25 protein-coding genes and 1 pseudogene are annotated in these 26342 nt (G+C 73.1%); 18 read left to right on the top strand and 8 right to left on the bottom strand.

What is annotated here, in order from left to right; genetic code table 11:
* The first annotated feature begins 132 nt into the window (after positions 1-132).
* Together OG332_RS34355 and OG332_RS34350 are read left to right on the top strand one after the other, a co-directional pair.
* Positions 133-330 (top strand): hypothetical protein, encoded by a 198-nt coding sequence (locus tag OG332_RS34355; RefSeq protein WP_327417094.1) that lies wholly within the window; start codon positions 133-135, stop codon positions 328-330.
* Between the two features lie 113 nt (positions 331-443).
* Positions 444-845 (top strand): VOC family protein, encoded by a 402-nt coding sequence (locus OG332_RS34350; protein ID WP_327417093.1) that lies wholly within the window; start codon positions 444-446, stop codon positions 843-845.
* Here OG332_RS34350 and OG332_RS34345 read toward each other — a convergent pair.
* Together OG332_RS34345 and OG332_RS34340 are read right to left on the bottom strand one after the other, a co-directional pair.
* On the bottom strand, positions 776-1510 hold the full coding sequence (locus OG332_RS34345) for a helix-turn-helix domain-containing protein (protein WP_327417092.1): 735 nt from the start codon (positions 1508-1510) through the stop codon (positions 776-778). The two genes, OG332_RS34350 and OG332_RS34345, sit on opposite strands and share 70 nt — an antisense overlap.
* Before the next feature lie 90 nt (positions 1511-1600).
* Complete coding sequence (locus tag OG332_RS34340; RefSeq protein ID WP_327417091.1) at positions 1601-2725, bottom strand: YihY/virulence factor BrkB family protein; 1125 nt, start codon at positions 2723-2725, stop codon at positions 1601-1603.
* A 17-nt stretch (positions 2726-2742) separates the two neighbouring features.
* On the opposite strand from OG332_RS34340, the gene OG332_RS34335 reads away from it, so the two are divergent.
* The 14 genes from OG332_RS34335 (at position 2743) to OG332_RS34270 (ending at position 16518) form a co-directional block, all read left to right on the top strand.
* Complete coding sequence (locus OG332_RS34335; RefSeq protein WP_327417090.1) at positions 2743-4386, top strand: acyl-CoA dehydrogenase family protein; 1644 nt, start codon at positions 2743-2745, stop codon at positions 4384-4386.
* Between the two features lie 399 nt (positions 4387-4785).
* Positions 4786-6048 carry a GAF domain-containing protein gene (locus tag OG332_RS34330; protein WP_327419473.1) on the top strand — a complete coding sequence of 421 codons (1263 nt, stop codon included), beginning with the start codon at positions 4786-4788 and terminating at the stop codon, positions 6046-6048.
* A gap of 5 nt (positions 6049-6053) precedes the next feature.
* A complete protein-coding gene (locus tag OG332_RS34325; RefSeq protein WP_327417089.1) occupies positions 6054-6617 on the top strand; it encodes a GNAT family N-acetyltransferase in 564 nt (187 codons plus the stop codon).
* Positions 6618-6850: 233 nt separating this feature from the next.
* On the top strand, positions 6851-6934 hold the full coding sequence (locus OG332_RS34320) for a putative leader peptide (protein ID WP_312847410.1): 84 nt from the start codon (positions 6851-6853) through the stop codon (positions 6932-6934).
* A 223-nt stretch (positions 6935-7157) separates the two neighbouring features.
* On the top strand, positions 7158-8864 hold the full coding sequence (locus OG332_RS34315; protein WP_327417088.1) for a nitrite/sulfite reductase: 1707 nt from the start codon (positions 7158-7160) through the stop codon (positions 8862-8864).
* On the top strand, positions 8861-9040 hold the full coding sequence (locus OG332_RS34310; RefSeq protein ID WP_327417087.1) for a hypothetical protein: 180 nt from the start codon (positions 8861-8863) through the stop codon (positions 9038-9040). The genes OG332_RS34315 and OG332_RS34310 overlap by 4 nt, the downstream gene beginning before the upstream one ends.
* Positions 9037-9765, top strand: a complete 729-nt coding sequence (locus OG332_RS34305) for a phosphoadenylyl-sulfate reductase (RefSeq protein WP_327417086.1) — start codon at positions 9037-9039, stop codon at positions 9763-9765. The genes OG332_RS34310 and OG332_RS34305 overlap by 4 nt, the downstream gene beginning before the upstream one ends.
* 71 nt (positions 9766-9836) lie before the next feature.
* Positions 9837-10382, top strand: coding sequence for an adenylyl-sulfate kinase (gene cysC, locus OG332_RS34300; RefSeq protein WP_319724587.1), 546 nt, complete (start codon positions 9837-9839; stop codon positions 10380-10382).
* Positions 10379-11317 (top strand): sulfate adenylyltransferase subunit CysD, encoded by a 939-nt coding sequence (gene cysD, locus OG332_RS34295; RefSeq protein WP_327417085.1) that lies wholly within the window; start codon positions 10379-10381, stop codon positions 11315-11317. Before cysC ends, cysD begins: the two co-directional genes overlap by 4 nt.
* Positions 11318-11319: 2 nt before the next feature.
* On the top strand, positions 11320-12660 hold the full coding sequence (locus OG332_RS34290; RefSeq protein WP_327417084.1) for a sulfate adenylyltransferase subunit 1: 1341 nt from the start codon (positions 11320-11322) through the stop codon (positions 12658-12660).
* A gap of 215 nt (positions 12661-12875) precedes the next feature.
* Positions 12876-14024, top strand: a complete 1149-nt coding sequence (locus tag OG332_RS34285; protein WP_327417083.1) for an ABC transporter substrate-binding protein — start codon at positions 12876-12878, stop codon at positions 14022-14024.
* Between the two features lie 34 nt (positions 14025-14058).
* Positions 14059-14853, top strand: a complete 795-nt coding sequence (locus OG332_RS34280; protein WP_327417082.1) for an ABC transporter ATP-binding protein — start codon at positions 14059-14061, stop codon at positions 14851-14853.
* Complete coding sequence (locus OG332_RS34275) at positions 14840-15736, top strand: ABC transporter permease (protein ID WP_327417081.1); 897 nt, start codon at positions 14840-14842, stop codon at positions 15734-15736. Before OG332_RS34280 ends, OG332_RS34275 begins: the two co-directional genes overlap by 14 nt.
* Before the next feature lie 5 nt (positions 15737-15741).
* Positions 15742-16518: a sirohydrochlorin chelatase gene (locus OG332_RS34270; protein ID WP_327417080.1), complete on the top strand. Its 777-nt coding sequence runs from the start codon at positions 15742-15744 to the stop codon at positions 16516-16518.
* Between the two features lie 269 nt (positions 16519-16787).
* Here OG332_RS34270 and OG332_RS34265 read toward each other — a convergent pair whose 3' ends face one another.
* The 4 genes and pseudogenes from OG332_RS34265 to OG332_RS34250 form a co-directional block, all read right to left on the bottom strand.
* Positions 16788-17789, bottom strand: a complete 1002-nt coding sequence (locus OG332_RS34265) for a ketopantoate reductase family protein (protein WP_327417079.1) — start codon at positions 17787-17789, stop codon at positions 16788-16790.
* A 292-nt stretch (positions 17790-18081) separates the two neighbouring features.
* Entirely contained in the window at positions 18082-18645 is a 564-nt protein-coding gene (locus tag OG332_RS34260; protein WP_327417078.1) for a DUF1697 domain-containing protein, read from the bottom strand.
* A gap of 20 nt (positions 18646-18665) precedes the next feature.
* Positions 18666-19912 (bottom strand): annotated as a pseudogene (mgt, locus tag OG332_RS34255) (macrolide-inactivating glycosyltransferase).
* A 7-nt stretch (positions 19913-19919) separates the two neighbouring features.
* Complete coding sequence (locus tag OG332_RS34250; protein ID WP_327417076.1) at positions 19920-22385, bottom strand: FUSC family protein; 2466 nt, start codon at positions 22383-22385, stop codon at positions 19920-19922.
* Between the two features lie 148 nt (positions 22386-22533).
* On the opposite strand from OG332_RS34250, the gene OG332_RS34245 reads away from it, so the two are divergent.
* Both OG332_RS34245 and OG332_RS34240 read left to right on the top strand, forming a co-directional pair.
* Positions 22534-23406, top strand: a complete 873-nt coding sequence (locus OG332_RS34245) for a phosphotransferase enzyme family protein (RefSeq protein WP_327417075.1) — start codon at positions 22534-22536, stop codon at positions 23404-23406.
* A 14-nt stretch (positions 23407-23420) separates the two neighbouring features.
* On the top strand, positions 23421-24065 hold the full coding sequence (locus tag OG332_RS34240; RefSeq protein WP_327417074.1) for a hypothetical protein: 645 nt from the start codon (positions 23421-23423) through the stop codon (positions 24063-24065).
* A 52-nt stretch (positions 24066-24117) separates the two neighbouring features.
* Here the strand turns inward: OG332_RS34240 and OG332_RS34235 are convergent, their stop codons facing one another.
* On the bottom strand, positions 24118-24834 hold the full coding sequence (locus tag OG332_RS34235) for an exonuclease domain-containing protein (protein ID WP_327417073.1): 717 nt from the start codon (positions 24832-24834) through the stop codon (positions 24118-24120).
* A 187-nt stretch (positions 24835-25021) separates the two neighbouring features.
* Positions 25022-26311, bottom strand: a complete 1290-nt coding sequence (locus OG332_RS34230; RefSeq protein WP_327417072.1) for an SAV2148 family HEPN domain-containing protein — start codon at positions 26309-26311, stop codon at positions 25022-25024.
* Positions 26312-26342 lie beyond the last annotated feature (31 nt).

Raw genomic sequence — 26342 nt, 5'->3', positions numbered from 1 at the left:
TGAACTCACCTCCGGGTCATGCACGTTGCCGAGGTCCTCCACCGGGCGGCGGGAACGGATCCACCGTAACAAGATCCCGCCCGCCGGGGCCACTTCTTTTTTCGCGGTGTCGCCGGGCGTTCACGGGCCGGGATGCTGCTGCGCAGGGGCGACCCCCGGGTGGCGCCGGTCGCGGCGGCGACGGCCGCACTGCTGGTGACGGACGCCTGGTTCGACGTCACGACCTCGGCCGGGACCGGCGGGCAGGGCATGGCGCTGCTGCTGGCGGCGGGCGCGGAGCTGCCGCTGGCACTGGCGTGCGCGAGGGTGGCGGCCCGCCGCCAGGGCTGAGGCCGGCCCTCCGGACCGACGGACGTGCGGGCGGACCGCCCGACGGGCCTGCGGCCGCAGGGGTGTCCGTTTCGTTCAAGACGGGCGGCGCGGGGGCTGCCTAGCCTGCTGTCATGACTCCACGACTCGACATGATCGGCCTGGTCGTCTCCGACATGGCCGCCTCGCTCGCCTTCTACCGCCGCCTCGGGCTGGACGTCCCGGCCGACGCCGACGGCCTGCCGCACGTGGAGGCCGCGCTTCCCGGCGGGCTGCGGATCGGGTGGGACACCGAGGAGACCGTCCGCTCCTTCGACCCGTCCTGGACCCGCCCCACCGGCGACGGCCGCCGGGACCTGGCCTTCCTGTGCGACTCCCCCGCCGAGGTGGACTCCCTGTACGCGGAACTGACCGAGGCGGGGTACCAGGGCCACCTGTTGCCCTGGGACGCCTTCTGGGGGCAGCGCTACGCCGTCGTGCTCGACCCGGACGGCTGCGGCGTGTCCCTCTTCGCCCCGGCGGAGCCCGCCGCGTAGGCGGTCAGCGTGGTCCCGGCCAGCGCGCGCACCTCGCGGGCGAGGTGCGCCTGATCGGCGTACCCGGCGGTGTGGGCCACCTCGGCGTACGGCATGCCCGCCCCGGCCAGGGCCAGGGCGCGGCGCAGCCGCAGGATCCGGCCGAGCGTGCGGGGCCCGTACCCGAAGGCGTCCAGGGAGCGGCGGCGCAGCCGGCGCTCCCCGAGGCCGACCGCGGCGGCGATCCCGGCCACCGTCTGCCCCGCCCGGAGCCGCGCAGTGACCTCGGCGGCCAGCGGGTCGGGCGGCCCCGCCTCGGCCGCACGGCGTGCGGCCAGCGCCTCCAGTCCGGCGCGCGGGTCCCCGTACGCCGCCACGCGTCCCGCGAGGCGCCGTACCTCCCGCGCGGGCCACAGCTCGGCGAGCTCCACGCGCCGGTCCCGCAGGGCGTGGGCCGGTACGCCGAGCAGCGCGGGTGCGGTGCCGGGCGCCAGCCGGATCCCGGAGAAGGCGCCGCCCGGGACCTCTCCGGCGGGATGCGGCCCGGTGTCGGGCCCGGCCACCAGCAGCCGCCCGTCGGCCCACAGCAGGTCCATGCACCCGTCCGGCAGCACCATCCGGCCGTTGCCCTGCGCCCGCCACAGCACGGCCCCGGGTACGGCCGCCGAAGGCGCTTCCTCGTACATCCCTCCAGCGTAGGGCGAAGATCCACGGCCCTCCCCCGCCACGACGTCGCCGGCCGGTCCCCGGGGCCCGGGACCGGCCGGCGTGTCCGGTCAGTGTTTGCGCAGCCGCGACGAGTAGTCCTCGGGCGGCAGGAACTTCGACCACCGTTCCGGGAACTCCGACGGCATCCCGCCGTCCTCGTCGTCCTCCGACTCGCCCTCGGCCAGGGCCCGCCAGGCTGCGGCCCGCGCGATGAGCTGGGCGGCCTCCAGCTCCCGGGCCCGCTCGTTCGCCTCGCGCGCCGCCGCCGTGGCCACGGACGGCCAGACCCGGTCGATGGCGGCGTTGACGGCCGCGCCGACCAGCACCGCGAAGGCCGAGATGCCGATCCACAGCAGCACCGCCACGGGCGCCGCCAGCGATCCGTAGATCGTCGGCCCCTCCACGGTATTGGTGAGGTAGATGCGCAGCAGGAACGAGCCCAGCACCCACATGGCGAGGGCCACCAGCGCCCCCGGCACGTCCTCGATCCACGGCGAACGCACCGGTACGGACACGTGGTAGAGCGTCGTCAGGAAGACGATGGACAGCAGGGTGACGGTCGGCCAGTACAGCACCGCGATCACGCTGGTGCCCCAGGGGACCAGCTCGATCACGGCGTCCGGCCCCACCACCATCAGCGGCAGCACGACCGCGCCGATCACCAGCGCGATGATGTAGAGCACGAAGGCCAGCAGCCGGGTCTTGACGATGCCGCGCTGCCCGTCGAGCCCGTACATCACGGTGATGGTGTCGATGAAGACGTTGACGGCGCGCGAGCCCGACCACAGGGCGAAGGCGAAGCCGAGCGAGATCAGGTCGGGGCGGCCGCGCCCCGTCACGTCGTCGAGCATCGGTTTGGCGATGTCGTTGACGCCCCGGTCGGACAGCACCGTGCCGACCGCCCCCAGGATGTTCTCCTCGATGCTGGCCACGGTCGTCTTGCCCGTCCAGCCGTCCACGTAGCCGAGCAGGCCCAGCAGGCCGAGGAAGAGCGGGGGCAGGGAGAGCAGCGTGAAGAACGCCGCCTCGGCCGCCAGGCCGAGGATGCGGTACTCGATGCACGAGTTGACGGTGTCCTTCAGTAGCAGCCAGCCCATCTTCCGCTTCGAGACGTTGCGGTAGAGGGCGCGGGCCCGGTGGAGCCGTCCTGGGGGTCCCGGGATCCGCTCGGGTGTTTCTTTTGCTGGCTGCACGTCCTTACGGTATCCGCATGGCAGCCACCACCCACACAGTCAGCAACCAGGCCCCGCCCCTGGTGGGCTACGACGTCTACGGCGGCGATCGGGCCCTCACCGAGGGCGTCGAGCGTCACCTCGCATCCGCGGAACCCGAACTCCTCGGCGAGGTACGGGAGGAGCTCACCGACCTCGGGCGCGCGGCCGGTTCCGCGCAGGCCCGGGAATGGGGCGTGCAGGCGAACGAGAACCCGCCGAAACTGCGGACGCACGACCGGTACGGGAACCGGATCGACGAGGTGGAGTTCCACCCGGCCTGGCACCGGCTGCTCGGGCACGCCGTGACCTCCGGGCTCACCGACGCCTGGGGGCGTCCGGCCGGGCATCTGCGCCGCGCCGCCGGGTTCTTCCTGTGGTCGCAGGCCGAGGCGGGGCACGGCTGCCCGGTCTCGATGACGCACGCCGCCGTACCGGCGCTGCGGGCCGATCCGTCGCTCGCCGCCGAATGGGAGCCGCGGCTGACCTCGCACGTGTACGAGCAGGGGCTGCGGCCGGCCGCGCAGAAGGCCGGCGTGCTCTTCGGCATGGGGATGACGGAGAAGCAGGGCGGCAGCGACGTACGGGCGAACACGACGGCGGCGGTGCCGTTGGACGCGTCCGGCGAGTACCTGCTGACCGGGCACAAGTGGTTCTGCTCGGCGCCGATGTGCGACGGATTCCTGGTGCTGGCGCAGGCGCCGGGCGGACTGACCTGCTTCCTGGTGCCGCGGGTGCTGCCGGACGGCACGCGCAACGTCTTCGCGATCCAGCGGCTGAAGGACAAGCTGGGCAACAAGTCGAACGCGTCGAGCGAGGTGGAGTTCGACGGGACCTGGGCGCGGCGGGTGGGCGAGGAGGGCCGGGGGGTGCGGACCATCATCGAGATGGTCGCGGCGACCCGGCTGGACTGCGTCATCGGCTCGGCCTCGCTGATGCGGCAGGCGCTGACGCAGGCCGTGCACCACGCGGAGCACCGCTCCGCTTTCGGAGCACCGCTCATCGACCAGCCGCTGATGCGCAACGTGCTCGCCGACCTCGCCCTGGAGTCGGAGGCCGCCACCACCTTGACCCTGCGCCTGGCGGCCGCCTACGACTCCGGAACGGAGCAGGAGAAGGCCTTCCTGCGCCTCGCCGTTCCCGCGGCCAAATACTGGGTGACCAAGCGCTGTACGCCGATGGTCGCGGAGGCCCTGGAATGTCTGGGGGGCAACGGCTACGTCGAGGAGTCCGGGCTGCCGAGACTGCTGCGCGAATCCCCGCTGAACTCCATCTGGGAAGGCTCGGGCAACGTACAGGCGCTGGACGTACTCCGTGCCCTGCAGCGCGAGCCCCAGGCGCTCAACGCCTTCCTCCAGGAGGTCGGCCTGGCGCGGGGCGCCGACCACCGGCTGGATTCGGCCATCAAGGACCTGCTGACGGAGCTCGCCGATCTGGAGGGCATCGAGGCGCGGGCCCGCCGCGTGGTGGAGCGCATGGCGCTGGTGCTGCAGGGATCGCTGCTGGTGCGCTGGGCTCCGCCGGAGGTCGCGGACGCGTTCTGCGCCTCCCGGCTGGGCGGCGACTGGGGCGCGGCCTTCGGCACGCTGCCGCACAGCCTCGATCTCGGCGCGGTGGTGGAACGGGCGCGGATCGCGGGCTGACAGGCGCGGATCGCGGGCTGACGGGCGCGGATCGCGGACCGGGGAGGAGCCCCCGTCGGGCTCCCCTGCAGTCCCCAAACCGCTCCGAGCCGTGATCCGGGCCCGTCGACCGGTCCAGAGGTGGCGCCGCGCCGACTCGGCACCACCTCTGATCCGAAGCCCCGAGGAGGAGCTGTCACGCCGCTCGGCGGCGTCCGGACAGTTTCGGTCGGGCGACCGGGACTTGGCGAGAGTTGCATACCGTTGCAACCTTTGAGTCGGCAGCCGCCCGCCGGGGCGCCGGGGGAAGCGGAACCCGCGGACCGCCCGGGCGGCTCGCGTCGTACGTCCTGTTCGCACGGGGAGGTTCCGGTGGCCGACACCACAGGCAGCACGGTCGATGCGGCACGCATCTCGGCCATGGACGCGCGGGCGGCGGCGCGTCTGCTCAAGGGGGTACGGACGGCCGCGCTGGCCGGGGACCGTCCGCCGGCCGCGCCGAGGCCGGAGATCGCCGAGTCCTGGCGGCGGATGCTGGCCGGCGGGGTGCACCCGGACCGGGACGCGCGCTCGCGGATGCTGTCGGCCGCCGAGACGGAGGAGCGGCGGCACGGGTCGCCGCTGCGGGAGATCCTCCCCGTGCTGCGGGAGGGGCTGCTGCCCGCGCTGGACGAGGCCCTGCACATCATGGTCGTCGCGGACGCGGACGGGCGGCTGCTGTGGCGGGAGGGCCACTCCTCGATCCTGCGCAAGGCCGACCGGCTCGGCTTCGCGGTGGGGGCCGACTGGGACGAGGCCGTGGTCGGCACCAACGGGGTGGGCACGGCGCTGGTGGCCCGGCGGCCGGTGCAGGTGTTCTCGGCGGAGCACTTCGTCTCCAGCCACCACGACTGGACCTGCGCCGGGGCGCCCGTACGGGACCCGCGGAACGGGCGAGTGCTGGGCGTGGTCGACGTCAGCGGGCCGCTGGCCACCATGCACCCGGCGACGCTGGCGTGGGTGAGCTCGGTGGCCCGGCTCGCCGAGCGGGAGCTGCGGATCCGGCACCTGGAGTCGCTGGAGCGGCTGCGGACGGTGGCGTCCCCGCTGCTGGCCCGGCTGCCGGGACGGGCGCTGGCCGTGGACCCGGACGGCTGGACGGCGGCGGTGACGGGGCTGGCGCCCACGGACCGGATCCCGCTGCCGAAGGCCTTCGGGCCCGGCCGGGCGTGGGTGCCGCGGCTCGGCGACTGCGTGGTGGAGCCGCTGCCCGGCGGCTGGCTGCTGCGGATCGCGCAGGAGCGCACGAGCACGGCGGCGACCCGGATCGTCCTGGACCTCAGCCGGGCGGGATCCTGGTTTGCGACGGTGTACGGGTCCTGCGGGAGCTGGTCGCAGGAGCTGAGCCCGCGCCACGCGGAGCTGCTGTTCCTGCTGGCGGACAGCCCGCGGGGGCGCTCGGCGGCCGAACTGTCCGCGGAGCTGTTCGGGGACCCGACCCGCACGGTGACGGTCCGCGCGGAGCTGTCCCGCGTACGCCGTCACCTCGCGGGTGTGCTGACCCACCGGCCGTACCGCTTCGCGGAGGACGTGGAGGTGGAGCTCATCCGCCCGGAGGACCCGGCCGCGCTGCTCCCCCACTCCACCGCCCCCGCGGTGATCAGGGCCCGCCTGGGGCGGCGGGGGCCCGGCGTGATTCCCTGAAGGGCATGAGCACCATCACCCTCACCACCTGGTCCCTGGAAATGACCTCCCCGTCGGACCTCGTCCCGGCGGCCGTACCGGGCCCTGAGATCACGATCTCGCGGGCGGAGGTCCCGTCCCCGGAGTTCAGCCGCTTCCTCTACGCCTCGGTGGGCGGCGACATCCACTGGACGGACCGGCTGTCGCTGACCCGGGCGCAGTGGGTGGAGCAGCTGGGCCGGCCGGGGGTGGAGACGTGGGTGGCGTACGACCGCGGCACTCCGGCGGGGTACGTGGAGTTCGACCCGCAGGACGACGGTGTGGTGGAGATCATGTACTTCGGCCTCCTCCCGGACTTCCGCGGCCGCCGCATCGGCGGGCACCTGCTGTCGGTGGGGATCGCCCGGGCGTGGGACCTCGCGGCGCGCTGGCCGGACCGCGAGCCGACCCGCCGCGTCTGGCTCCACACCTGCAGCCAGGACGGCCCGACGGCGATGGACAACTACCTGAAGCGCGGCTTCACGCTCTTCAAGACGGAAACGGAACCGAAGGAAGAGTCCCCGACCCCGGGCCCCTGGCCGGGAGCCTGATCCCCTCCGGGGCCGCATTTCAGCCCCGCCGGCGTTTGAGGCGCGGGGTCTGGGGCCGGAGCCCCAGGTCCGGCGGAGCCGGCTTCGGCTCCGGCCGGCAGGGCGCCGCCACGGGGCGCCCGGAACCGGCGGACAGGGTGACCCCCGTCACGCCATCCCACGATCCGGGACGAGTTCGTCCGAATCATGGACAGTAGTGGACTCCTCCAAGAGGCACATGACACGCTTCCGTCATGAATGGAGCTGGAATTGCCTTGGTGAGTCGGCGGCACGTCGACCTCGGCCGCATGTCCAGCGCCATCTGTCCGGCGCGCTGACGGAACCAGCCACGCCGCACATCGTCGCCGTCCCCGCCGCCGCGGACGCGCCGATCACCCGCTAGTCCCCTGAGGCCGATGTCCCGCCCTGCCCGCCGGCAACCCCGGCAACGGAGCGGGAATCAGCCACACCCGCTCAGAGTCGCAGACCTGACAGGGGCACCCGCCGCCGCTTTGCCTCCCCCTGCCCTTGCCTTGAGCCGCCGAAGAAGGACGTACCGCCATGGCCGCCACCCCCGAAACGCCTGCAGCCGCACCCGCAGCCGCCGCGCGCCGCAAGACCGGCCGTCACCGCGGTGAGGGCCAGTGGGCCGTCGGACACCACACGCCCCTCAACGGCAACGAGCAGTTCAAGAAGGACGACGACGGTCTCAACGTGCGGACACGCATTGAGACGATCTACTCCAAGCGCGGCTTCGACTCGATCGACCCCAACGACCTGCGCGGCCGCATGCGCTGGTGGGGCCTCTACACCCAGCGCAAGCCCGGGATCGACGGCGGCAAGACCGCGATCCTGGAGCCGGAGGAGCTGGACGACGAGTTCTTCATGCTGCGCGTCCGCATCGACGGCGGCCGGCTGACCACCGAGCAGCTTCGCGTCATCGGCGAGATCTCCCAGGAATTCGCGCGCGGCACCGCCGACCTCACCGACCGTCAGAACGTGCAGTACCACTGGATCCGGATCGAGGACGTCCCGGAGATCTGGCGCCGGCTGGAGGCCGTCGGCCTCTCCACCACCGAGGCCTGCGGTGACACGCCCCGCGTCATCCTCGGTTCGCCCGTCGCCGGCATCGCCCGGGACGAGCTCATCGACGGCACCCCCGCCATCGACGAGATCTACCGCCGCATCGTGGGCAACAAGGACTTCTCCAACCTGCCCCGCAAGTTCAAGTCCGCGATCTCCGGCTCGCCGCTGCTCGATGTGGCGCACGAGATCAACGACATCGCCTTCGTCGGCGTGAACCACCCCGAGCACGGTCCGGGCTTCGACGTCTGGGTCGGCGGCGGCCTGTCCACCAACCCCAAGCTGGGCGTGCGCCTGGGCACCTGGGTCTCGCTCGACGAGGTCCCGGACGTCTACGAGGGCGTCATCTCGATCTTCCGCGACTACGGCTACCGCCGGCTGCGCACCCGCGCCCGCCTGAAGTTCCTCGTCGCCGACTGGGGCCCGGCCAAGTTCCGCCAGGTCCTGGAGGACGAGTACCTGCAGCGCAAGCTGACCGACGGACCCGCTCCCGACCAGCCGACCGGCCAGTGGCGCGACCACGTGGGCGTCCACCAGCAGCAGGACGGCAAGTTCTACGTCGGCTTCGCGCCCCGCGTGGGCCGCGTGGACGGCGCCACCCTGACCAAGATCGCGGACATCGCCGAGCAGCACGGTTCCGGCCGCCTGCGCACCACCGCCGAGCAGAAGATGATCGTGCTCGACATCGAGGCCGACCGGGTCGACTCGGTGGTCGGGGCGCTGGAGGCGCTGGACCTGCGGGTCAAGCCGTCCCCGTTCCGCCGCGGCACGATGGCCTGCACCGGCATCGAGTTCTGCAAGCTGGCCATCGTCGAGACGAAGGCGCGCGGCGCCTCCCTGATCGACGAACTGGAGCGCCGCCTGCCGGACTTCGCCGAGCCGCTCACGATCAACATCAACGGCTGCCCGAACGCCTGCGCCCGTATCCAGGTGGCGGACATCGGTCTCAAGGGGCAGCTGGTCCTGGACGACGACGGCAACCAGGTGGAGGGCTACCAGGTCCACCTGGGCGGCGCCCTCGGCCTGGAGGCCGGCTTCGGCCGCAAGGTCCGCGGCCTCAAGGTCACCTCGGCGGGCCTGCCCGACTACGTCGAGCGGGTCGTCAAGAGCTACGAGGAGCAGCGCGAGGACGGCGAGCGCTTCGCGGCGTGGGTCGCCCGCGCGGACGAGAAGAGCCTCTCGTGAGCGAGCGCGCCGCACCGTTCTACTGCCCGTACTGCGGCGACGAGGACCTGTTTCCCCACGAGACGGGCCACGGCGCGTGGGAATGCAGGGCCTGCAACCGAGCCTTCCAGCTGAAGTACCTCGGGCTGCTGGCCCGCGGTGTCCGGTCCGATTCAGCTGGAGGGGACGAGATATGACCACCACTCAAGACGCGAGTCTCACGACCGTGGACCTCAAGGCCACGGATCTCAAGGGACTGGCCGAGCAGGCGGGCCGGGACCTGGAGGACGCCTCCGCGCTGGACATCCTGCGCTGGGCGGCCGAGACCTTCGGCGGGAAGTTCGCCGTGACCTCCTCCATGGAGGACGCGGTCGTCGCCCACCTGGCCTCGCGCGTCTTCCCCGGCGTGGACGTGGTCTTCCTCGACACGGGCTACCACTTCGAGGAGACCATCGGCACCCGTGACGCGGTCGAGGCGGTGATGGACGTCAACGTCATCACGCTCACCCCGCGCCAGACGGTGGCCGAGCAGGACGCGGAGCACGGCCCGAAGCTGCACGACCGCGACCCCGACCTGTGCTGCGCGCTGCGCAAGGTCAAGCCGCTGGAAGAGGGCCTGACCGCGTACGACGCGTGGGCGACGGGCCTGCGCCGCGACGAGTCCCCGACCCGGGCGAACACCCCGGTCGTCGGCTGGGACGAGAAGCGGCAGAAGGTCAAGATCTCGCCGATCGCCCGCTGGACCCAGGACGACGTGGACGCGTACGTCGCCGAACACGGCGTACTCACCAACCCGCTGCTGATGGACGGCTACGCCTCCGTCGGCTGCGCCCCCTGCACCCGCCGCGTGGCGGAGGGCGAGGACGCGCGGGCCGGCCGGTGGGCCGGGCGGGGCAAGACCGAGTGCGGACTGCACGGCTGATGACGAGCAGCACGACGACCGGCGCGACGACCAGAGTGACGACGAGCGAAGAACCTACGGAGACAGAGCAGATGAGCGTGAGCGACCAGGGCGCCACCGTGTGGCTGACCGGGCTGCCGAGCGCGGGCAAGACCACCATCGCCTACGCGCTGGCCGAGCGGCTGCGCGCCGAGGGCCACCGCGTGGAGGTCCTCGACGGTGACGAGATCCGCGAGTTCCTCTCCGCCGGCCTCGGTTTCAGCCGCGAGGACCGGCACACCAACGTGCAGCGGATCGGCTTCGTCGCCGAGCTCCTCGCGAGCAACGGCGTCAAGGCGCTGGTGCCGGTGATCGCACCGTTCGCGGACAGCCGTGAGGCCGTCCGCAAGCGGCACGCGGCCGCCGCGACGGACTACCTCGAAGTACACGTGGCCACTCCGGTCGAGGTGTGCTCCGAGCGTGACGTCAAGGGCCTGTACGCCAAGCAGGCGGCGGGCGAGATCTCCGGTCTGACCGGGGTCGACGACCCGTACGAGGCGCCGGAGTCCCCGGACCTCCGTATCGAGTCGCACACGCAGACCGTTCAGGAGTCGGCTTCGGCCCTGCACGCGCTGCTCACCGAGAGGGGCCTGGCATGACCGCCACCGTCGCACACGTCCACGAAGGGACGGACGCGCCCTACGCGCTGTCGCACCTCGACGCCCTCGAGTCCGAGGCCGTGCACATCTTCCGCGAGGTGGCGGGCGAGTTCGAGAAGCCGGTGATCCTGTTCTCCGGCGGCAAGGACTCCATCGTCATGCTGCACCTGGCGCTGAAGGCGTTCGCGCCGGCGCCGGTGCCCTTCACGCTGCTGCACGTCGACACGGGCCACAACTTCCCCGAGGTGCTGGAGTACCGGGACCGCACGGTCGAGAAGCACGGACTGCGCCTGCACGTGGCGTCCGTCCAGGACTACATCGACGCGGGCAAGCTGCGCGAGCGTCCGGACGGCACCCGCAACCCGCTGCAGACCGTCCCGCTGACCGAGGCGATCCAGAGCCTCAAGTTCGACGCCGTCTTCGGCGGCGGCCGCCGCGACGAGGAGAAGGCCCGCGCCAAGGAGCGGGTGTTCAGCCTCCGCGACGAGTTCTCCCAGTGGGACCCGCGCCGCCAGCGCCCCGAGCTGTGGCAGCTCTACAACGGCCGCCACGCGCCCGGCGAGCACGTGCGCGTCTTCCCGCTCTCCAACTGGACCGAGCTGGACGTCTGGCAGTACATCGCCCGCGAGGGCATCGAGCTGCCGGAGATCTACTTCGCCCACGAGCGCGAGGTGTTCCTGCGCAACGGCATGTGGCTGACGGCCGGCGAGTGGGGCGGGCCGAAGGAGGGCGAGACGCCCGAGACGCGTCTCATCCGCTACCGCACCGTCGGTGACATGTCCTGCACCGGCGCCGTCGACTCCGACGCCGCCACGCTGGACGCCGTGATCGCCGAGATCGCCGTCTCCCGCCTCACCGAGCGGGGTGCCACCCGCGCCGACGACAAGATGTCCGAGGCCGCGATGGAAGACCGCAAGCGCGAAGGGTACTTCTAGAAATGACCTCCACCACCGAGCAGTTCGCCGATCTGTCGGCGACCACGCTGCTGCGCTTCGCGACCGCCGGCTCCGTCGACGACGGCAAGTCCACCCTGGTCGGGCGGCTGCTGCACGACTCCAAGTCGGTCCTGACCGACCAGATGGAGCACGTCGAGGCGGTCTCCCAGGCCCGCGGCCAGGAGGCCCCCGACCTCGCGCTGCTCACCGACGGCCTGCGGGCCGAGCGGGAGCAGGGCATCACCATCGACGTCGCGTACCGCTACTTCGCCACCGCGCGCCGCCGGTTCATCCTCGCGGACACCCCCGGGCACGTGCAATACACCCGGAACATGGTCACCGGCGCCTCCACGGCCGACCTGGCCGTGGTCCTCGTCGACGCCCGCAACGGCGTGATCGAGCAGACCCGCCGGCACGCGGCCGTGGCCGCGCTGCTGCGCGTCCCGCACGTGGTCCTGGCCGTCAACAAGATGGACCTGGTGGGCTACGAGGAGTCGGTCTTCGCGAAGATCGCCGAGGAGTTCACCGCGTACGCCTCGGACCTGGGCGTCCCGGAGATCACCGCGATCCCGATCTCCGCGCTGGCCGGAGACAACGTCGTGGACGCCTCGGCCAACATGGACTGGTACGGCGGCCCGACGGTGCTGGAGCACCTGGAGACCGTCCCGGTCAGCCACGACCTCACCGCCTGCCCGGCGCGTTTCCCGGTGCAGTACGTGATCCGCCCGCAGTCCGCGGAGCACCCCGACTACCGCGGCTACGCGGGCCAGATCGCCTCCGGCGTGCTGCGCGTCGGCGAGGCCGTGACCGTCCTGCCCTCGGGCCGTACGAGCACGATCGCGGGCATCGACGCGCTCGGCGAGAGCGTCGACATCGCCTGGGCCCCGCAGTCGGTGACGCTGCGCCTGGCGGACGACATCGACATCTCGCGCGGCGACCTGATCGCGCCGTCCGCGAACCCCCCGGCCACCACGCAGGACGTCGAGGCGACGGTCTGCCACGTGGCCGACCAGCCCCTCTCCGTCGGCGCCCGGGTGCTGATCAAGCACACGACGCGCACGGTCAAGGCGATCGTCAAGGAGATCCCCTCGCGGCTGACCCTGGACGACCTGTCCCAGCACCCGAACCCCGGGCAGCTCGTGGCCAACGACATCGGCCGCGTCGTCGTCCGTACCGCCGAGCCGCTCGCGCTCGACGCGTACGCCGACTCGCGCCGCACCGGGTCCTTCCTGCTGATCGACCCGGCCGACGGAACCACCCTGGCGGCGGGCATGGCCGGCGAGTCCTTCGCCTCCAAGGCGGAGACCACCGTTCAGGCGGACGAGGAAGGGTGGGACTTCTAGATCATGCCCGCCGACATCTACTCCACCTTCGCCAAGGAGGGCGGCCGCGTAGGCAGCGGCCACCTCGGCAGCGGCCAGGGAGGGGTGGCGCGATGTGCGCGATGACGTACGCGCACCGCATGCGCGCCCACACCCCCCACGAGCTGTACCTGCCCCTGCTCCACAGACGAAGACGTGCGTCATGAGATGACCGCGTCACGAGAGGAAGTCCTCCCGTGCCTGCCACCGCCACCTCCCGTAGCACACGTACCACCCGCACCACCCTGCGCCGCGGCGTCGTCGCCGCTGCCGCCCTGCCGCTGCTGATCGGCGCGCTCGCCTCGTGCGGCTACGGCTCCGAGGCCAAGAAGGACGAGGGCGACAAGGCCGCCGACGTCGCGGCCACCGACGGCAAGAAGCTGTCGGCCTCCGAGGTGCGCATCGGCTACTTCCCGAACCTGACGCACGCCACCGCGCTGGTCGGCCTGCAGGAGGGCCTGATCGAGAAGGAACTGAACGGCACCAAGATCAAGCCGCAGTCCTTCAACGCCGGTCCGTCCGAGATCGAAGCCCTCAACGGCGGCTCTCTCGACATCGGTTTCATCGGCCCCTCCCCGTCGATCAACGGCTACGTCAAGTCCAAGGGCTCCAACCTGCGGATCATCTCCGGCTCCGCCTCGGGCGGCGTGAAGCTGGTCGTGAACCCGGACAAGATCAAGACCCTGGACGACCTCAAGGGCAAGAAGATCGCCACCCCGCAGAAGGGGAACACGCAGGACGTCGCGTTCCTCAACTGGATCTCCGAGAAGGGCTGGAAGGTCGATCCGGAGTCCGGCAAGGGCGACGTCTCCGTCGTCCGCACGGACAACAAGGTCACCCCGGACGCCTTCAAGCAGGGCTCGATCGACGGCGCCTGGGTGCCGGAGCCCACGGCCTCCAAGCTCGTCTCCGACGGCGGCACCGTCCTCCTCGACGAGACCGCCCTGTGGCCCGACAAGAAGTTCGTGATCACGAACATCATCGTGTCGCAGAAGTTCCTCAAGGAGCACCCGGACGTGGTCGAGGCCGTACTGCGCGGCACGGTGAAGACCAACGAGTGGATCCACGCCAACCAGGACAAGGCGAAGGCCTCCGCCAACGCCAAGCTCCAGGCGGAGGGCGGCAAGCCGCTCGACGCGAAGGTCATCGACCCGGCGTGGCCGAGCCTCGCGATCACGGATGACCCGCTGGCCTCGACGCTGAAGACGCAGTCGGAGTGGGCGGTCAAGGCCAAGCTCATCGAGCAGCCCGACCTGGCCGGCATCTACGACCTGACGCTCCTGAACAAGGTCCTGAAGGCCGCCGGCAAGCCCGAGGTCTCCGACGCCGGTCTCGGCGCCAAGTAATCCCGTAGTCCAGCTATCCCAGGAGGTGACGACCATGGCCACCACGCTTGCCAAGGCTGCCGAGGGCTCCGTAGCGGAGCAGACCCACGCTGCCCGCATCGAGCACGTCTCGAAGTCCTTCTCCGGCCCGGCCGGATCGCAGCTCGTCCTGGACGACATCAGCCTCGATGTCGCTCCCGGAGAGTTCGTCACCATCCTGGGGGCCTCGGGGTGTGGAAAGTCCACCCTGCTGAACCTGGTCGCGGGCCTCGACAAGCCGTCCGCGGGGGCCATCGAGACTCCCGGCGGCCGTCCGGCCCTGATGTTCCAGGAGCACGCCCTCTTCCCGTGGCTGACCGCGGGCAAGAACATCGAACTCGCCCTGCGCCTGCGCGGGGTGGCCAAGGCCGACCGCAAGCCGGAGGCCGAGCGCCTGCTGGAGCTGGTCCGCCTCGGCGGCTCGTACGGCAAGCGCGTGCACGAGCTGTCGGGCGGTATGCGCCAGCGCGTGGCCCTGGCCCGGGCACTCGCCCAGGACAGCCAGCTGCTGCTGATGGACGAGCCGTTCGCGGCGCTCGACGCCATCACGCGGGACGTACTGCACGGCGAGCTCACCCGTATCTGGGCCGAGACGAACCTGTCCGTCCTCTTCGTCACCCACAACGTGCGCGAGGCCGTCCGCCTCGCCCAGCGCGTGGTCCTGCTCTCCTCGCGCCCCGGCCGGGTCGCGAAGGAGTGGACCGTGGACATCCCGCAGCCGCGCCGCATCGAGGACGCGGACGTCGCCGAGCTGTCCCTCGAGATCACTGAACACCTGCGTGGGGAGATCCGCCGCCATGGCCAGCACTGACACCACTTTGAAGGCCACGGGCAAGAACGACGACCTCGCCGGCCTGGAGGCGGGCCTCGACGCGCTCGACGCGGTCCAGACCCACCGCACCCCGGTCCGCGAGGTCCTCTTCAAGAAGGTCCTCCCGCCCCTCCTGGCCGTGAGCCTCGTGCTCGTGGTCTGGCAGATCCTCGTCGCCGCGAAGGTCACCGAGGAGACCAAGCTGCCCCCGCTGTCCGCGGTGTGGGACAGCCTGACCGCCATGTGGCTCCAGGGCACCCTGCTGGAGGTGATCTGGACCAGCGTCTCCCGCGGCCTGCTCGGCTTCCTGCTGGCTCTGGCCATCGGCACCCCGCTCGGCCTGCTGGTCGCCCGGGTGAAGTTCGTGCGCGCCGCGATCGGCCCGATCCTCCAGGGCCTGCAGTCGCTGCCGTCGGTGGCCTGGGTGCCGCCGGCCGTCCTGTGGTTCGGCCTGAACGACGCGATGATGTTCACGGTCATCCTGCTGGGCGCCGTCCCGTCCATCGCCAACGGCCTGGTCTCCGGCATCGACCAGATCCCGCCGCTCTACCTGCGGGCCGGCCGCACCCTGGGCGCCACCGGGCTGCGCGGCGCCCGGCACATCGTGATGCCGGCCGCGCTGCCGGGCTACCTGGCGGGCCTGAAGCAGGGCTGGGCCTTCTCCTGGCGCTCGCTGATGGCCGCCGAGATCATCGCCTCCTCGCCCGACCTGGGGCTGGGCCTGGGCCAGCTCCTGGAGAACGGCCGCAACAACATCGACCTGCCCGGCGTGTTCCTCGCGATCATCCTGATCCTGGTGGTCGGCATCGCCATCGACCTGCTGATCTTCAGCCCGGTCGAGCGATGGGTGCTGCGCAGCCGCGGCCTGCTGGTCAAGAGCTGAGTCCGATGTCCCGCGCACCCGCACTCCTGGTCATCGCCCACGGCAGCCGCGACCCGCGGCACGCGGCGACCGTGCACGCCCTCGTCGGGCGGGCGCGGACGCTGCGGCCCGGGCTGCGGGTGGAGACGGCCTTCCTCGACTTCACCACCCCGTCGGTGGGCCAGGCCCTGTCCTCGCTCTACCTGTCGGGCGTACGGGAGGTCGTCGCCCTCCCGCTTCTCCTCACCCGGGCCTTCCACGCGAAGTCCGACATCCCGGCGGCACTGGCCGAGTCGTCGGCCCGCCTGCCGGGGCTGTCGGTGCGGGTGGCCGATGTCCTCGGCCCCTCCCCGCTCCTGCTCTCGGCCCTCGAACGCCGACTAGCCGAAGCCGGCCTCACCCCGGCGGACCGTGCCACCACCGCGGTGGTGCTCGCTTCCGCCGGCTCCACAGACCCGGAGGCGATCGCAGCGATCGCTGAAACCGCGCGGGAGTGGCGGCACACCGGTTGGTGCGCCGTGCGGCCTGCGTTCGCCTCCGGAGCCTTTCCCCCGGGGTTCTCCCGCACCGAAGACGCCGTACGGGCCCTGCGCGCCGAGGGCTTCGCCCGGGTGGCGGTGGCCCCGTACGTCATCGCCCCCGGACGGCTCCCGGACCGCATCGCGGCGGGAGCCGGGGCCGCGGGCGCGGACGTGGTGGCGGGCGTCCTGGGCGCGTCCCCCGAACTGGCCCGCCTCCTCCTCCACCGCTACGACGCCTCGGCCGCGGCCACCCGGGCCGGGCTCCCGGCCCTGACGGCCTGACCCCGGGCCTCCGCCCCGCGCCTCAATGGCCGGCGGGGCTCAAAGCCCCGGGGCTCCGCCCCAGACCCCGCGGCTCAAACGCCGGCGAGGCTGGAATTGCCGCTCCGCGTCAACCCAGCCCACCGGGCGGCACCTTCCAGCACATCCCAACCAACTCCGGCCCCACCACACCGTCCAGCCCTGCCGCACCATCCAGCCCCTCCGGCGTTCGAGGAGCGGGCCCGGGGCGAAGCCCCAGGGGCTTTGAGGCTCGTCGGCGATTGAGGCGGCTAGGCGCGGGCGGTGGCCTCGTCGGCCAGGGTGGTGAGGTCCTCGATGGACATCGCGCCCGGCGGGAGGCCCTCACGGGCGAAGATGTTCGCCGCGTGCCGCAGGACGTCGTTGACGGGGGTCGCGATCCCGTGCAGCCGGCCCAGCAGGGAGATCTCCCCGTTGAGATAGTCCGCCTCCACCGAGCCCGTCCCCCGCGCCAGGCTCTGCCAGGACGACCCGCCCCGGACCCCGGGCGGCTGGTTCACCTTCCCGTCCCGTGCCAGCGACTGCTCCGCGTCCGAGGCGTACGCGATGCCCGCCGCCCCGAAGACGGCCTTCGCCTCGCGCACCGCCCGCAGCAGCAGCGCCGCCTTCGCCGGGTCCGGCTCCGGGCCGGTCGTCGCCTGGAGGGCGTTGCCCAGGTTGCCCAGCAGCTTCGCGTACTTCCACCGCATCACGTCCTCGACCACCGGCGCCTCGAAGCCGGCCTTCCCGAGGTCCGCCGCGACGGCCCGGCACAGGGCGTCCGCGCCGCCCGCCGCCCGGCCCACGTGCAGGATGCCGGTCAGCGGCGCGCACAGCGCCGAGACCACGCCCGGCTCCAGGAAGGTCGCGGGCAGCCATACGCACACCCCGTACACGCGCGCGAAGCGCCGTAGCGCCAGCCGCTCGCTCTCCACTCCGTTCTGCGCGCACAGCACCGGCAGCCGCTGCGCCGCCGTGCCGCCGCCCGCGACCTCCGCGTCGCCCCACGCGTCGAGCGCGGCGACCGCGTGCTGGGTCTTCACCGCCAGCAACAGCACGTCGTCGGGGCGCAGTTCGCCGATCTCGTCCGGTCCGGTGACCACGGGCAGCCGGTCGACCCGCTCCCCGTCGGCCGTGGTCAGGCGCAGCCCGTCGGCCCGCAGGGCCTCCGCGTGCTCGCCGCGCGCGACGAGGACGACCTCGCCGCCCGCCTCCGCGAGCCGTCCGCCGATGGTGGCGCCCACGGCGCCCGCGCCGATGATGATGTAACGCATGCCACGAGCCTGGCACATCCGGGCCCCCGGGTTACCGTCGGGGCATGGTGAAAGAGGGGATCGATCTCGGCGGGGAGCTGCCCGTACGGCGGCTCGGCTTCGGTACGGGCGGCCTGGTCGGCCCCGGCTACTGGGGCCCGCGCGGCGAGCGGGCCGAGGCCCGGGCCCTGCTGCGCACGGCGGTGGAGCGCGGGGTCACCCTCGGCGACGATCCACCTCACGGCGCGGGAGCTGCTGGACGCGCTCGGCTGAGGGCTCCCGCCCTGCCTCGGTCTCGGTCTCGGTCTCGGTCTCAGCCTTCGGTCAGCTCCACGAGTTTGGCGACGGTGTTCCAGTTTCGGGTGGTCACGTCGATGCCCTTGACGACGGCGGGCTTGGCGAGGGACTCGGCCAGTTTGGAGCGGCCCAGGCCGTTGGGGGCGTAGAGGTAGAGGACGCGGTCGCCGAGCCGGTACTCCTCGGGAAGGTACGAGGCCTCGTCGAGCGCGGCGAAGCGCTCCGCGCCCGGCTGTTCGGAGAAGAAGGTCGCGTGGAGCTGTCTGCCCTCCAGCTCCGCGGCCGGGAAGGGGCAGGCGTCGGCGACGGCGCGCAGGTACGCCCCGTCCACCACCAGGCAGGCCACCCGGAAGCCGAAGCGGGCCTCGATGGCCGCCTCCAGTTCCCGGGCGAGCGCCGCCGGGTCCCTCTTCTCACTGCTGAAGACGGCGTTCCCGCTCTGCAGGTACGTCTGTACGTCGCCGTGGCCGAGCTCCTCCAGCACGGAGCGCAGCTCCGCCATCGGGACCTTCTTGCTCCCGCCGACGTTGATGCCGCGCAGCAGCGCCGCGTACTTCGTGGTCGTGGCCTTCTTCGTCATGGCGGCACCTTAGGGGGTGCCTACGACAGTTCGGCCTCGACGAGGTCGGCGGCCTGCCGTGTGCCTCCTTCGGCGGCCATCCCGGCGCGCACGGCCTCGGCGCGGGCGGCGACCTCGGGGTCGGCGACCAGGGCGAGGACCGCTTCCCGCAGGGCCGCGGCGTCCGCGTCCGCCATCGGTACCTGCCGGGCCACGCCGAGCGAGACCAGCATGTCGGCGTTGGCGAACTGGTCTACGGCCTGCGGGACGGCGACCATCGGGGTGGCGGTGGCGAGACCTTCCTGGCTGCCGCCGGCGCCCGCGTGGGTGATGAAGGCGTCGGCCTGTCGCAGGATGTCCAGCTGGGGAACCCAGCGGTGGACCTCGACGTTGGCGGGGACCTCTCCGAGGTCGGCCTCGGCGGTGAACTTGCCGATCTGGAGGACCACGTGCCAGTCCGGCAGGTCCGCGAAGGCGTCGATGCAGGCGCGGTAGAAGGCGGGCTGCTTGGTGAAGGCGGAGCCGAGCGAGACCAGCACGACCTTCTTGCCCTCGGCGGTCGCGGGCCTGTGCCAGCTGCCCTGGGTCGCGCTGCGGTCGCCCTGGCAGGCGCCGACGAAGGTGTAGACGGACTCGTCGACGCGGTCGGCGTGGGGCTGGAGCGCCCGGGGAATCAGGACGAGGCTGCGGCGCGGCCTGCCCTGGAAGCGGTCGACCTGGTCGCCGAGGCCGTTCTCGGTGAGCCAGGCCGCGAAGTCGGCGTAGTACGCCCGGCCGCGCTCGGAGGCCTTCAGCTCGGCGAACATCGGCTCGGCGACCTCCTGCTCGTACCCCTCCCAGGCGACGAGGTTCGGGGAGAGGGAGACGGCGGGGACGCCCCAACGGTGGGCGAGCACGGGTGCCGGGTAGGAGGTGATGTCGTGGAGGACGAGGTCCGGCTCGTCGCCCTCGAAGGCGGCGGCGAGCTGCGGGAGCGCCTGGACGGCGTCCTTCAGGAAGGGCTCCAGGTTGTCGATGAGCTCGGTGCCCCAGGCCTCCGGCTCGTCGTCGGTGGGGAGGGTCGAGGTGTAGATCACGGGTGTGGCGCCGGTCTCCGCGATCTTCTCGGCGAAGGCGGCGGGGACGGCGTAGCTGACGCGGTGGCCGCGGGCAACGAGTTCCCGGATCACTTCGATGCTCGGATTCACGTGGCCGTGGGCGGCGATGGAGAACATGGCGATGTGTGCGGGCTTGGCCGGCTTGGCTGAGGTCATGATCAGACGATAACGAGACGATACGTCTCGTGCAACTCTGATTCAGGCCGTCGTCCCGTCCGACCCGCCGGAACCGCGGGTGGGCGCGGTGATGCGCTCGACGTCGTTGGTCAGCGAGTCCAGCCAGGCCAGGGCGGCATAGAACCGCGGCAGAGCAACCCCGGCCCCCGCGCCGCCGGCGACCGGGCCGGGTGCGGGTGCGGGTGCCGCCTCCGGGCCGGATCCGGGCGCGGGCGCCGGGCCGGGGGTGGGCCCCGGGCCTGGTGCGGGGCTCGGACCGGACGGGGACGGGTGCCCCGGGCCGGGGGCGGGCGGTCCGTTCGACGGTGGGGCGGCTGTCGGCCGGTCCACCGGCACCGGATGATGCGTGCCCACCGGCAGGTCCGTGTCCGCCGGACGGATCGTGTCCGCCGGACGGATCGTGTCCGCCGGACGGATCGTGTCCGCCGGACGGATCGTGCCCGGAGGCGGCCCGGCCGTGGCCGGCGGCCGGTCCCTGTCCGCTGCCACGTCCGTGCCCGCCGGCAGGTCCGCGTGCGCCGGACGGTTCGTGTGCGGTGGTGGGGATGTGGTGGATGCCAGGGACGAGGTGGCGCGCAGGCCGGTGGCCACCTGCGTTGACCGGGCTCGGAGGCGTGTCTGCTGGGACGGCTCCAGGGGTGGGCCTCCGCGGGCGTGGAGGCGGCGCGAACCCCACAGCACGTGGTGGCCCGTCATCAGGGCCGCCTGCCAGTCCGCGGGGACGCCGACGGGGGCCCTCGGCTCGCTCTGGCGCTGCGAGAACGCCGACTCCGCCAGCAGCAGCGCGCGCTGGAGCGGCCCGTCGTCGGGGAGGTGTCCCGGCCCGCCGGCCGCGACGGCGGCGGCGGTGCTCTTGACCGTGTCGGCCGCCTCCGCCAGCAGCAGGGCGACCGCCCGGTGCAGCTCCACCTGCGCCCCCCGCGGCCAGGCGAGCAGTCCGAACACGATGCCGATCAGGCTGCCGATGACCACGTCCAGCATCCTGATCTCGGCCAGCCGCCAGGTCACCGGCGCCAGTTGCGCGAAGACGAAGGACACGACGAGCGTGAACATGCCCTGGGCCCAGCCCACACCGCGCACCGGCCCGACCCGGAAGGCCACGAACATGACGAACGGCAGGGCGACGGCGTAGACGGCGCTGTTCCCCCCGATCAGGGCCAGCAGGCCGCCGGTGGTGAGGGCGCCGAGCAGTGTGCCGGTGAGTGCCTGGCCCACGGTCGCCCGTGTCTGGGAGACCGTGGTCCGGGTCAGGCTGAGCACGGCGAGCATCGCCCAGAAGCCGTGGGGCAGGGAGTCGATGCCCGCGATCGTACGGGCGGCCGCGAGCGCGAGACTGAGCCGGACGGCGTTCTGGAAGTGCACCGACCGCGGCCCTGCGTGGGCGGCCAGCCGGTGCCACCACAGGCTGGGCGCGCGCCGGCCGGCGTACCAGAAGCGGCCCGCGTCGGTCTCGGCCGGGAGTCGCGCGCGGCGGCCCCGTACCGCCAGTTCGGCCGCCGTGGTGAAGGCGACGGCGGCGTCCGCCACCTCCAGCAGCGCGGCCCGCCGCACGCCCAGCGCCTCGCCCGCCGGCTGCTCGTCCACCGCCACGGCCCGTTCCCGTACGCCCCGCAGGGCGCCGGCCGCGTCGGTGGAGTCGCCGGTGCCGCGCAGCAGGGCCGCGCACTCGGCGGCGGCCGCGCCGACCGCTGCCGGCACCCCGGGCGCCTGCTCCGGCGGCGTGCGCTGCGGGGGCGGCGCGGGCAGGTTCACCATGCGGTTCAGGAGCGTGCGGGCGGCCAGGCCCGCATGCGCGAGCCCGCGGTCCCGCAGCCCCGGCCCGGCGGGGCGCTCGGCCTCGGGGAGCCGGAAGGGCCGCAGCGACTCCCCGGCCGCCCGGGCCGCCTGCGCCCCGGCGGCGGACAGCCTGTACGGGGCGCGGCCCAGCTCGCCGGCGCAGCGGGCGGCGGTTTCGGCGGCGTCGGCGGCCAGCTGCCGGTAGGTGGGGCCGCGGAGCTCGGGCAGTACGTAGGCCTCGGCGAGGATCAGCAGTACGAGGCCGCAGGTCAGCCCCATCAGCCGCTCGTCGAGGGTGTCCGGGGCGTAGGGCGGGAAGCACGGCAGGATGTAGAGCAGCTGGAGTCCGGGCGCGGCGCCCGACGCCCGGGGCCCGGCCACGGCCACGAAGGCGAGGAAGAAGCCGATGACCAGCATGCCGGCCACGGCGCTCCAGGTGTGCACCGCGAGGTAGGTGCCGATCGTGACCAGCACCCAGGCCACCGGCATCGTCCGGGCGATGACCTGCGCCCGCTGGGGGCCGGTGCCGGGGATGTGCGAGAGGGCGGCCATCGACACGACCCCGAAGAGGGCGTACGTCGCCGCTACGGGCTGGTCCAGCCCGTACAGGAAGAGGAAGAACCCGGCGCACGCGGCGAGGGTCGTGCGGGCGGCGCGCCGCGCCACGCCGCTGGGGCCGCGGGCGGCGCCTGCGTCACGGTCGGCGCCCATGCCTCCAGCATCGGGCCGCCCTCCCGAAGCCACCACCCACGGGGGCCGGTGGCGGGCGGTGGTAGAACTCGGATACGTCGTGATCACGCCGGTCCGCCGGAGCCGGGACGCGATCGGGAACAGGACCAGGGAGCGGGAAACCAACGGCATGGACGAAGCGCAGGCCAGGCGGACGCTGAAGGCGGCGGGCCTCACGCAGGCGACCCGGGGGGCGGCCCGCGAGCCGGACCTCCTCGCCTTCGGCGAGAACGCCGTCTTCGCCGTCGGCGACCTGGTGGTGAAGGTGGGCCGGGAGGCGGCGCTGCTGGCGCGGGCCGAGCGGGAACTCGCGGTGGCCGGCTGGTTCGCGGCGGCCGGGATCCCGGCGGTCCGCGCGGCCGAGCCGGAGCCGCGGCTGGTGGATGGGCATCCGCTGACGCTGTGGCACCGGCTCCCGGACGCGGTCCGGCCGGCGAACGCCACGGACCTGGCCGTGCTGCTGCGCGCCGTCCACGCCCTGACCGCACCGCCGTTCGCCCTGCCCGCGCGGGACCTGCTGGGCGGGGTCGAGCGCTGGCTGCGGCTGGCGGGGGACGCGATCGACCCGGCGGACGCGGCGTACCTGCGGGCCCGCCGGGACGCCTACGCCGGTGAGGTGGCGGCCCTGACCCCGCACCTCCCGCCGGGCCCGGTCCACGGCGACGCCCTGCCCCGCAACGTCCACGTGGGCCCGGACGGCCCGGCCCTGGTCGACCTGGAGACCGTCTCGAACGATCTGCGCGAGCACGACCTGGTGGTGATGGCCCTCTCGCGCGACCGGTACGGCATGCCCGCCGAGGAGTACGGGGCGTTCGTCTCGGCGTACGGGTGGGACGTCCGCGACTGGGCGGGCTGCGCGGTCCTGCGCGGGGCCCGGGAGACGGCCAGCTGCGCCTGGGTCGCCCAGCACGCCCCGAGCAACCCGGGGGCGCGGGCCGAGTTCCGCCGCCGCGTGAGGTCCCTCAGGGACGGCGATCCCCAGATGCGCTGGCATTCGTTCTAGGACCAGGATGGCAAGTGAACACGCAGGTACACCTACCCGTCACCGTCCATCGGGCCCGCCTCGGCCCGAAGGAGTTCCACGTCATCCGCCCGGCGCGGCCGCCGCGGCGCGCGCTGCTGCTGGACGAGGGCCCGTACCTGAACGCCTACGTCGACCAGGAGGCCGCGCGGCTCCTGGCCGGGCTGTGGAGCCTGGCCGCCACGTCGCCGCGCTCACTGGTCCATGTGCCGCTGCGCCCCACCGGCCCCGGCTCCCCGGAACCGGGATCACGCCCCCTCGACCTCGTCCTGCTGCACCACTCGCTCCAGTTCGCGCCCTCACGCTGGAAGGAACTGCGGGGCCGCCTCGGCCCGGGCCGCCTCCAGAGCGTCAGCGCGCCCGCATCGGAACCGGAGATCGACTACGAGGCCCTGCACCACGCCGAGAACCGCGACCACTTCCACCAGCACCTCCACGCCGAGACGCTCTTCCTGACGGGCAGCGCGAAGGTGTTCCGCGAGACGGCGGGCCCTTTCCGAGAGGTCGCCCGGCACGGTCCTGCCCATGTCCGCGACGCCACGCGCCGCGGCCACTACTGCGCCCGCCTCCGCTCCGGCGACACCCGCGCACGGGAGATCCACATCGAGTACGCCGACTCCTGGCCGGACGTGCCCGCGTGAACGGGTTCGCGTTCACGTTCGCGTTCGCGTTCGGGCGAGGCCGTCGGCCGGTCTAGCTCGCCCTGTGCGGGACCACCGGCCACGCCGGCTCGACTATCGCCTCGGGGTCCGAGGTGCGGCGGAGGTAGCTCTGCAGCGACTGCGCCTGCTGGGCGGCCGCGCGGATCTGGAGCTCGTGCAGGTCCGCCAGCTCGATCGAGCCTATGGACGCGTGCTGCGCGCCCACCCGGCGCGCCGCGCGCGCCGCCGCGAGGGCGTCCGCGGCCGCGTTGTGCGCGTCGTCGAGGGTCACGCCGTAGTGCTCGCAGAGGGCCTGGAGGGTCCGCCTGCCCTTCCTGTACCGGTCCGCGTGCTTGTCGAGGACCAGCGGGTCGATGACGTGCGCGGGCCTGCCCCGCAGCCGGTCGGCCAGCGGTGCGATCCCGTGCCGGCGGCACTCGCGGTCCAGCAGCGACAGGTCGTAGCGGGCGTTCATCACCACGAGCGGAGTGCCCGAGCTCAGCCCGTCGGCGAGGGTCTGCGTGATCTCCGCGATCGCCGGTGCGGCCGGCGCGCCCTCCGTGCGGGCGTGCTCCGTGGAGATGCCGTGGATCGCCGACGCCTGCTCCGGGATGGCCACGCCGGGGTCGACCAGCCACGTGCGGGTCCGCGCGACCCGGCCGTCCGGCTCCATGGCCACCACCGCGGCGGTGACGATGCGGTCCGACTCGATGTCGGTCCCGGTCGTCTCCAGGTCGAAGGCCACCATCGGCCCGCTGATCCAGCTCATCGCCGGGCCCCCCGTGATTCCCCCGGCCCCGCGCCGGTCCTCTCCAGATCCCCCATGCCGTGCCCCTCCCCCTACACCTTCGGTCAACGGCTTTCAGCCTGCCACGGGGCACTGACAAGTCCGACGACACCCCCCTCAGGGGCTGTCCGGTCCTCAGGGGGCGTCCGGTCCTCAGGGCGTCCGGTCCTCAGGACACGGGGCGGGAGTCCTCCCACATCGACTCGAACTCCTCCCGGTACGTCGCGAACAGCCCGTGGTCCGCGTCCTTCGGCACGCCGCGCCCGCCGCCCCGCAGGACGAGGACGGGGGATTCCATCCCGCGCGCCCGCCGCAGGTACGACTGGACCACCGCGATGCCCGAGGAGTTCCCCTCCACCAGGTAGGCGGTGAAGCGCGGGGTCTCGTCGAAGACGTGGATCTCGAAGCGCGAGGGGTCCCGCAGGCCGGCCCGGACCCGGCGGACGTGCAGGATGTTCATCTCCACCGAGCGGCTCAGCTCGCCCTTGCGCAGCCCCAGCTCCCGCTCGCGCCGCTTGACCGCGCTGCTCGCCGGGTTCAGGAACAGCAGCCGCACCCGGCAGCCGGCCTCCGTCAGCCGGACGAGTCTTCGGCCCGAGAAGTTCTGGACCAGCAGGTTGAGCCCTATGCCGATGGCGTCGAGCCGCCGCGCACCCCCGAAGAGGTCCTCCGCGGGGAGCTGCCGCTGCAGGCGCACCCGGTCCGGGTGGACCGAGATGACGTCCGCGTACCGGTCGCCCACCAGGTCCTCGACGGCGTCGATCGGCAGGCGGTCCGCCGAGGGGCTGCCGGCGCCGCCGCCCAGGACCTCCAGGAGACGCGCCGAGGCCCGTTCCGCCTGTTCCAGCACGGGCCGTGACAGCGCCCGGTTGCGGGAGACGACGTTGCGGGTGACCTCCAGCTCGTCCAGGGCCAGCTCGATCTCGCGCCGGTCGTCGAAGTACGGTTCGAAGCACGGCCAGTGCTGGACCATCAGCTCCCGCAGCTGGGGCAGGGTCAGGAAGCTCAGCACGTTGTCGTCGGCCGAGTCGAGCAGGTAGCCCTTGCGCCGGCTGACCTCGCGCACGGCCACGGCCCGCTGCACCCACTCCTGCCCGGCGGGTCCGGCGGCCGCGACCACCCAGTCGTCCCCGCCGTGCACCGGCTCGTAGATCGGCCGGAGCACCGCCCCGACGACCGAGCGCAGCCGCTGTTCGATCAGGTTGAGCCAGATGTATGCCCGGCCGGCCCGCTGGGCCCGGGTGCGGACCTCGCTCCAGGCCTCCGCGCTCCAGTCCAGTTCGGCGCCGGCGGATCCCGGCCCGCCCGCGCTCCCGGCCTCCGCCGGTCCGCCCGCCAGGGAGACCGCTCCGGCCGCGATCCCCGCCGGTGCCCCGCCGGGGACACCACCTGGGGCGTCCGCCGGGCCACCCTCGTGACTGCTGTCACCAGGGGGCAGCTCCAGACCTCCCGAGCTCACCCGTGCACCGCCTTCTGCGTCTGGACGCCCG

Source organism: Streptomyces sp. NBC_01233, from assembly GCF_035989305.1.
Taxonomy (GTDB): domain Bacteria; phylum Actinomycetota; class Actinomycetes; order Streptomycetales; family Streptomycetaceae; genus Streptomyces.
The sequence above is the reverse complement of the archived record's forward strand: the minus strand, read 5'-3'. Positions and strand labels throughout refer to the sequence as shown.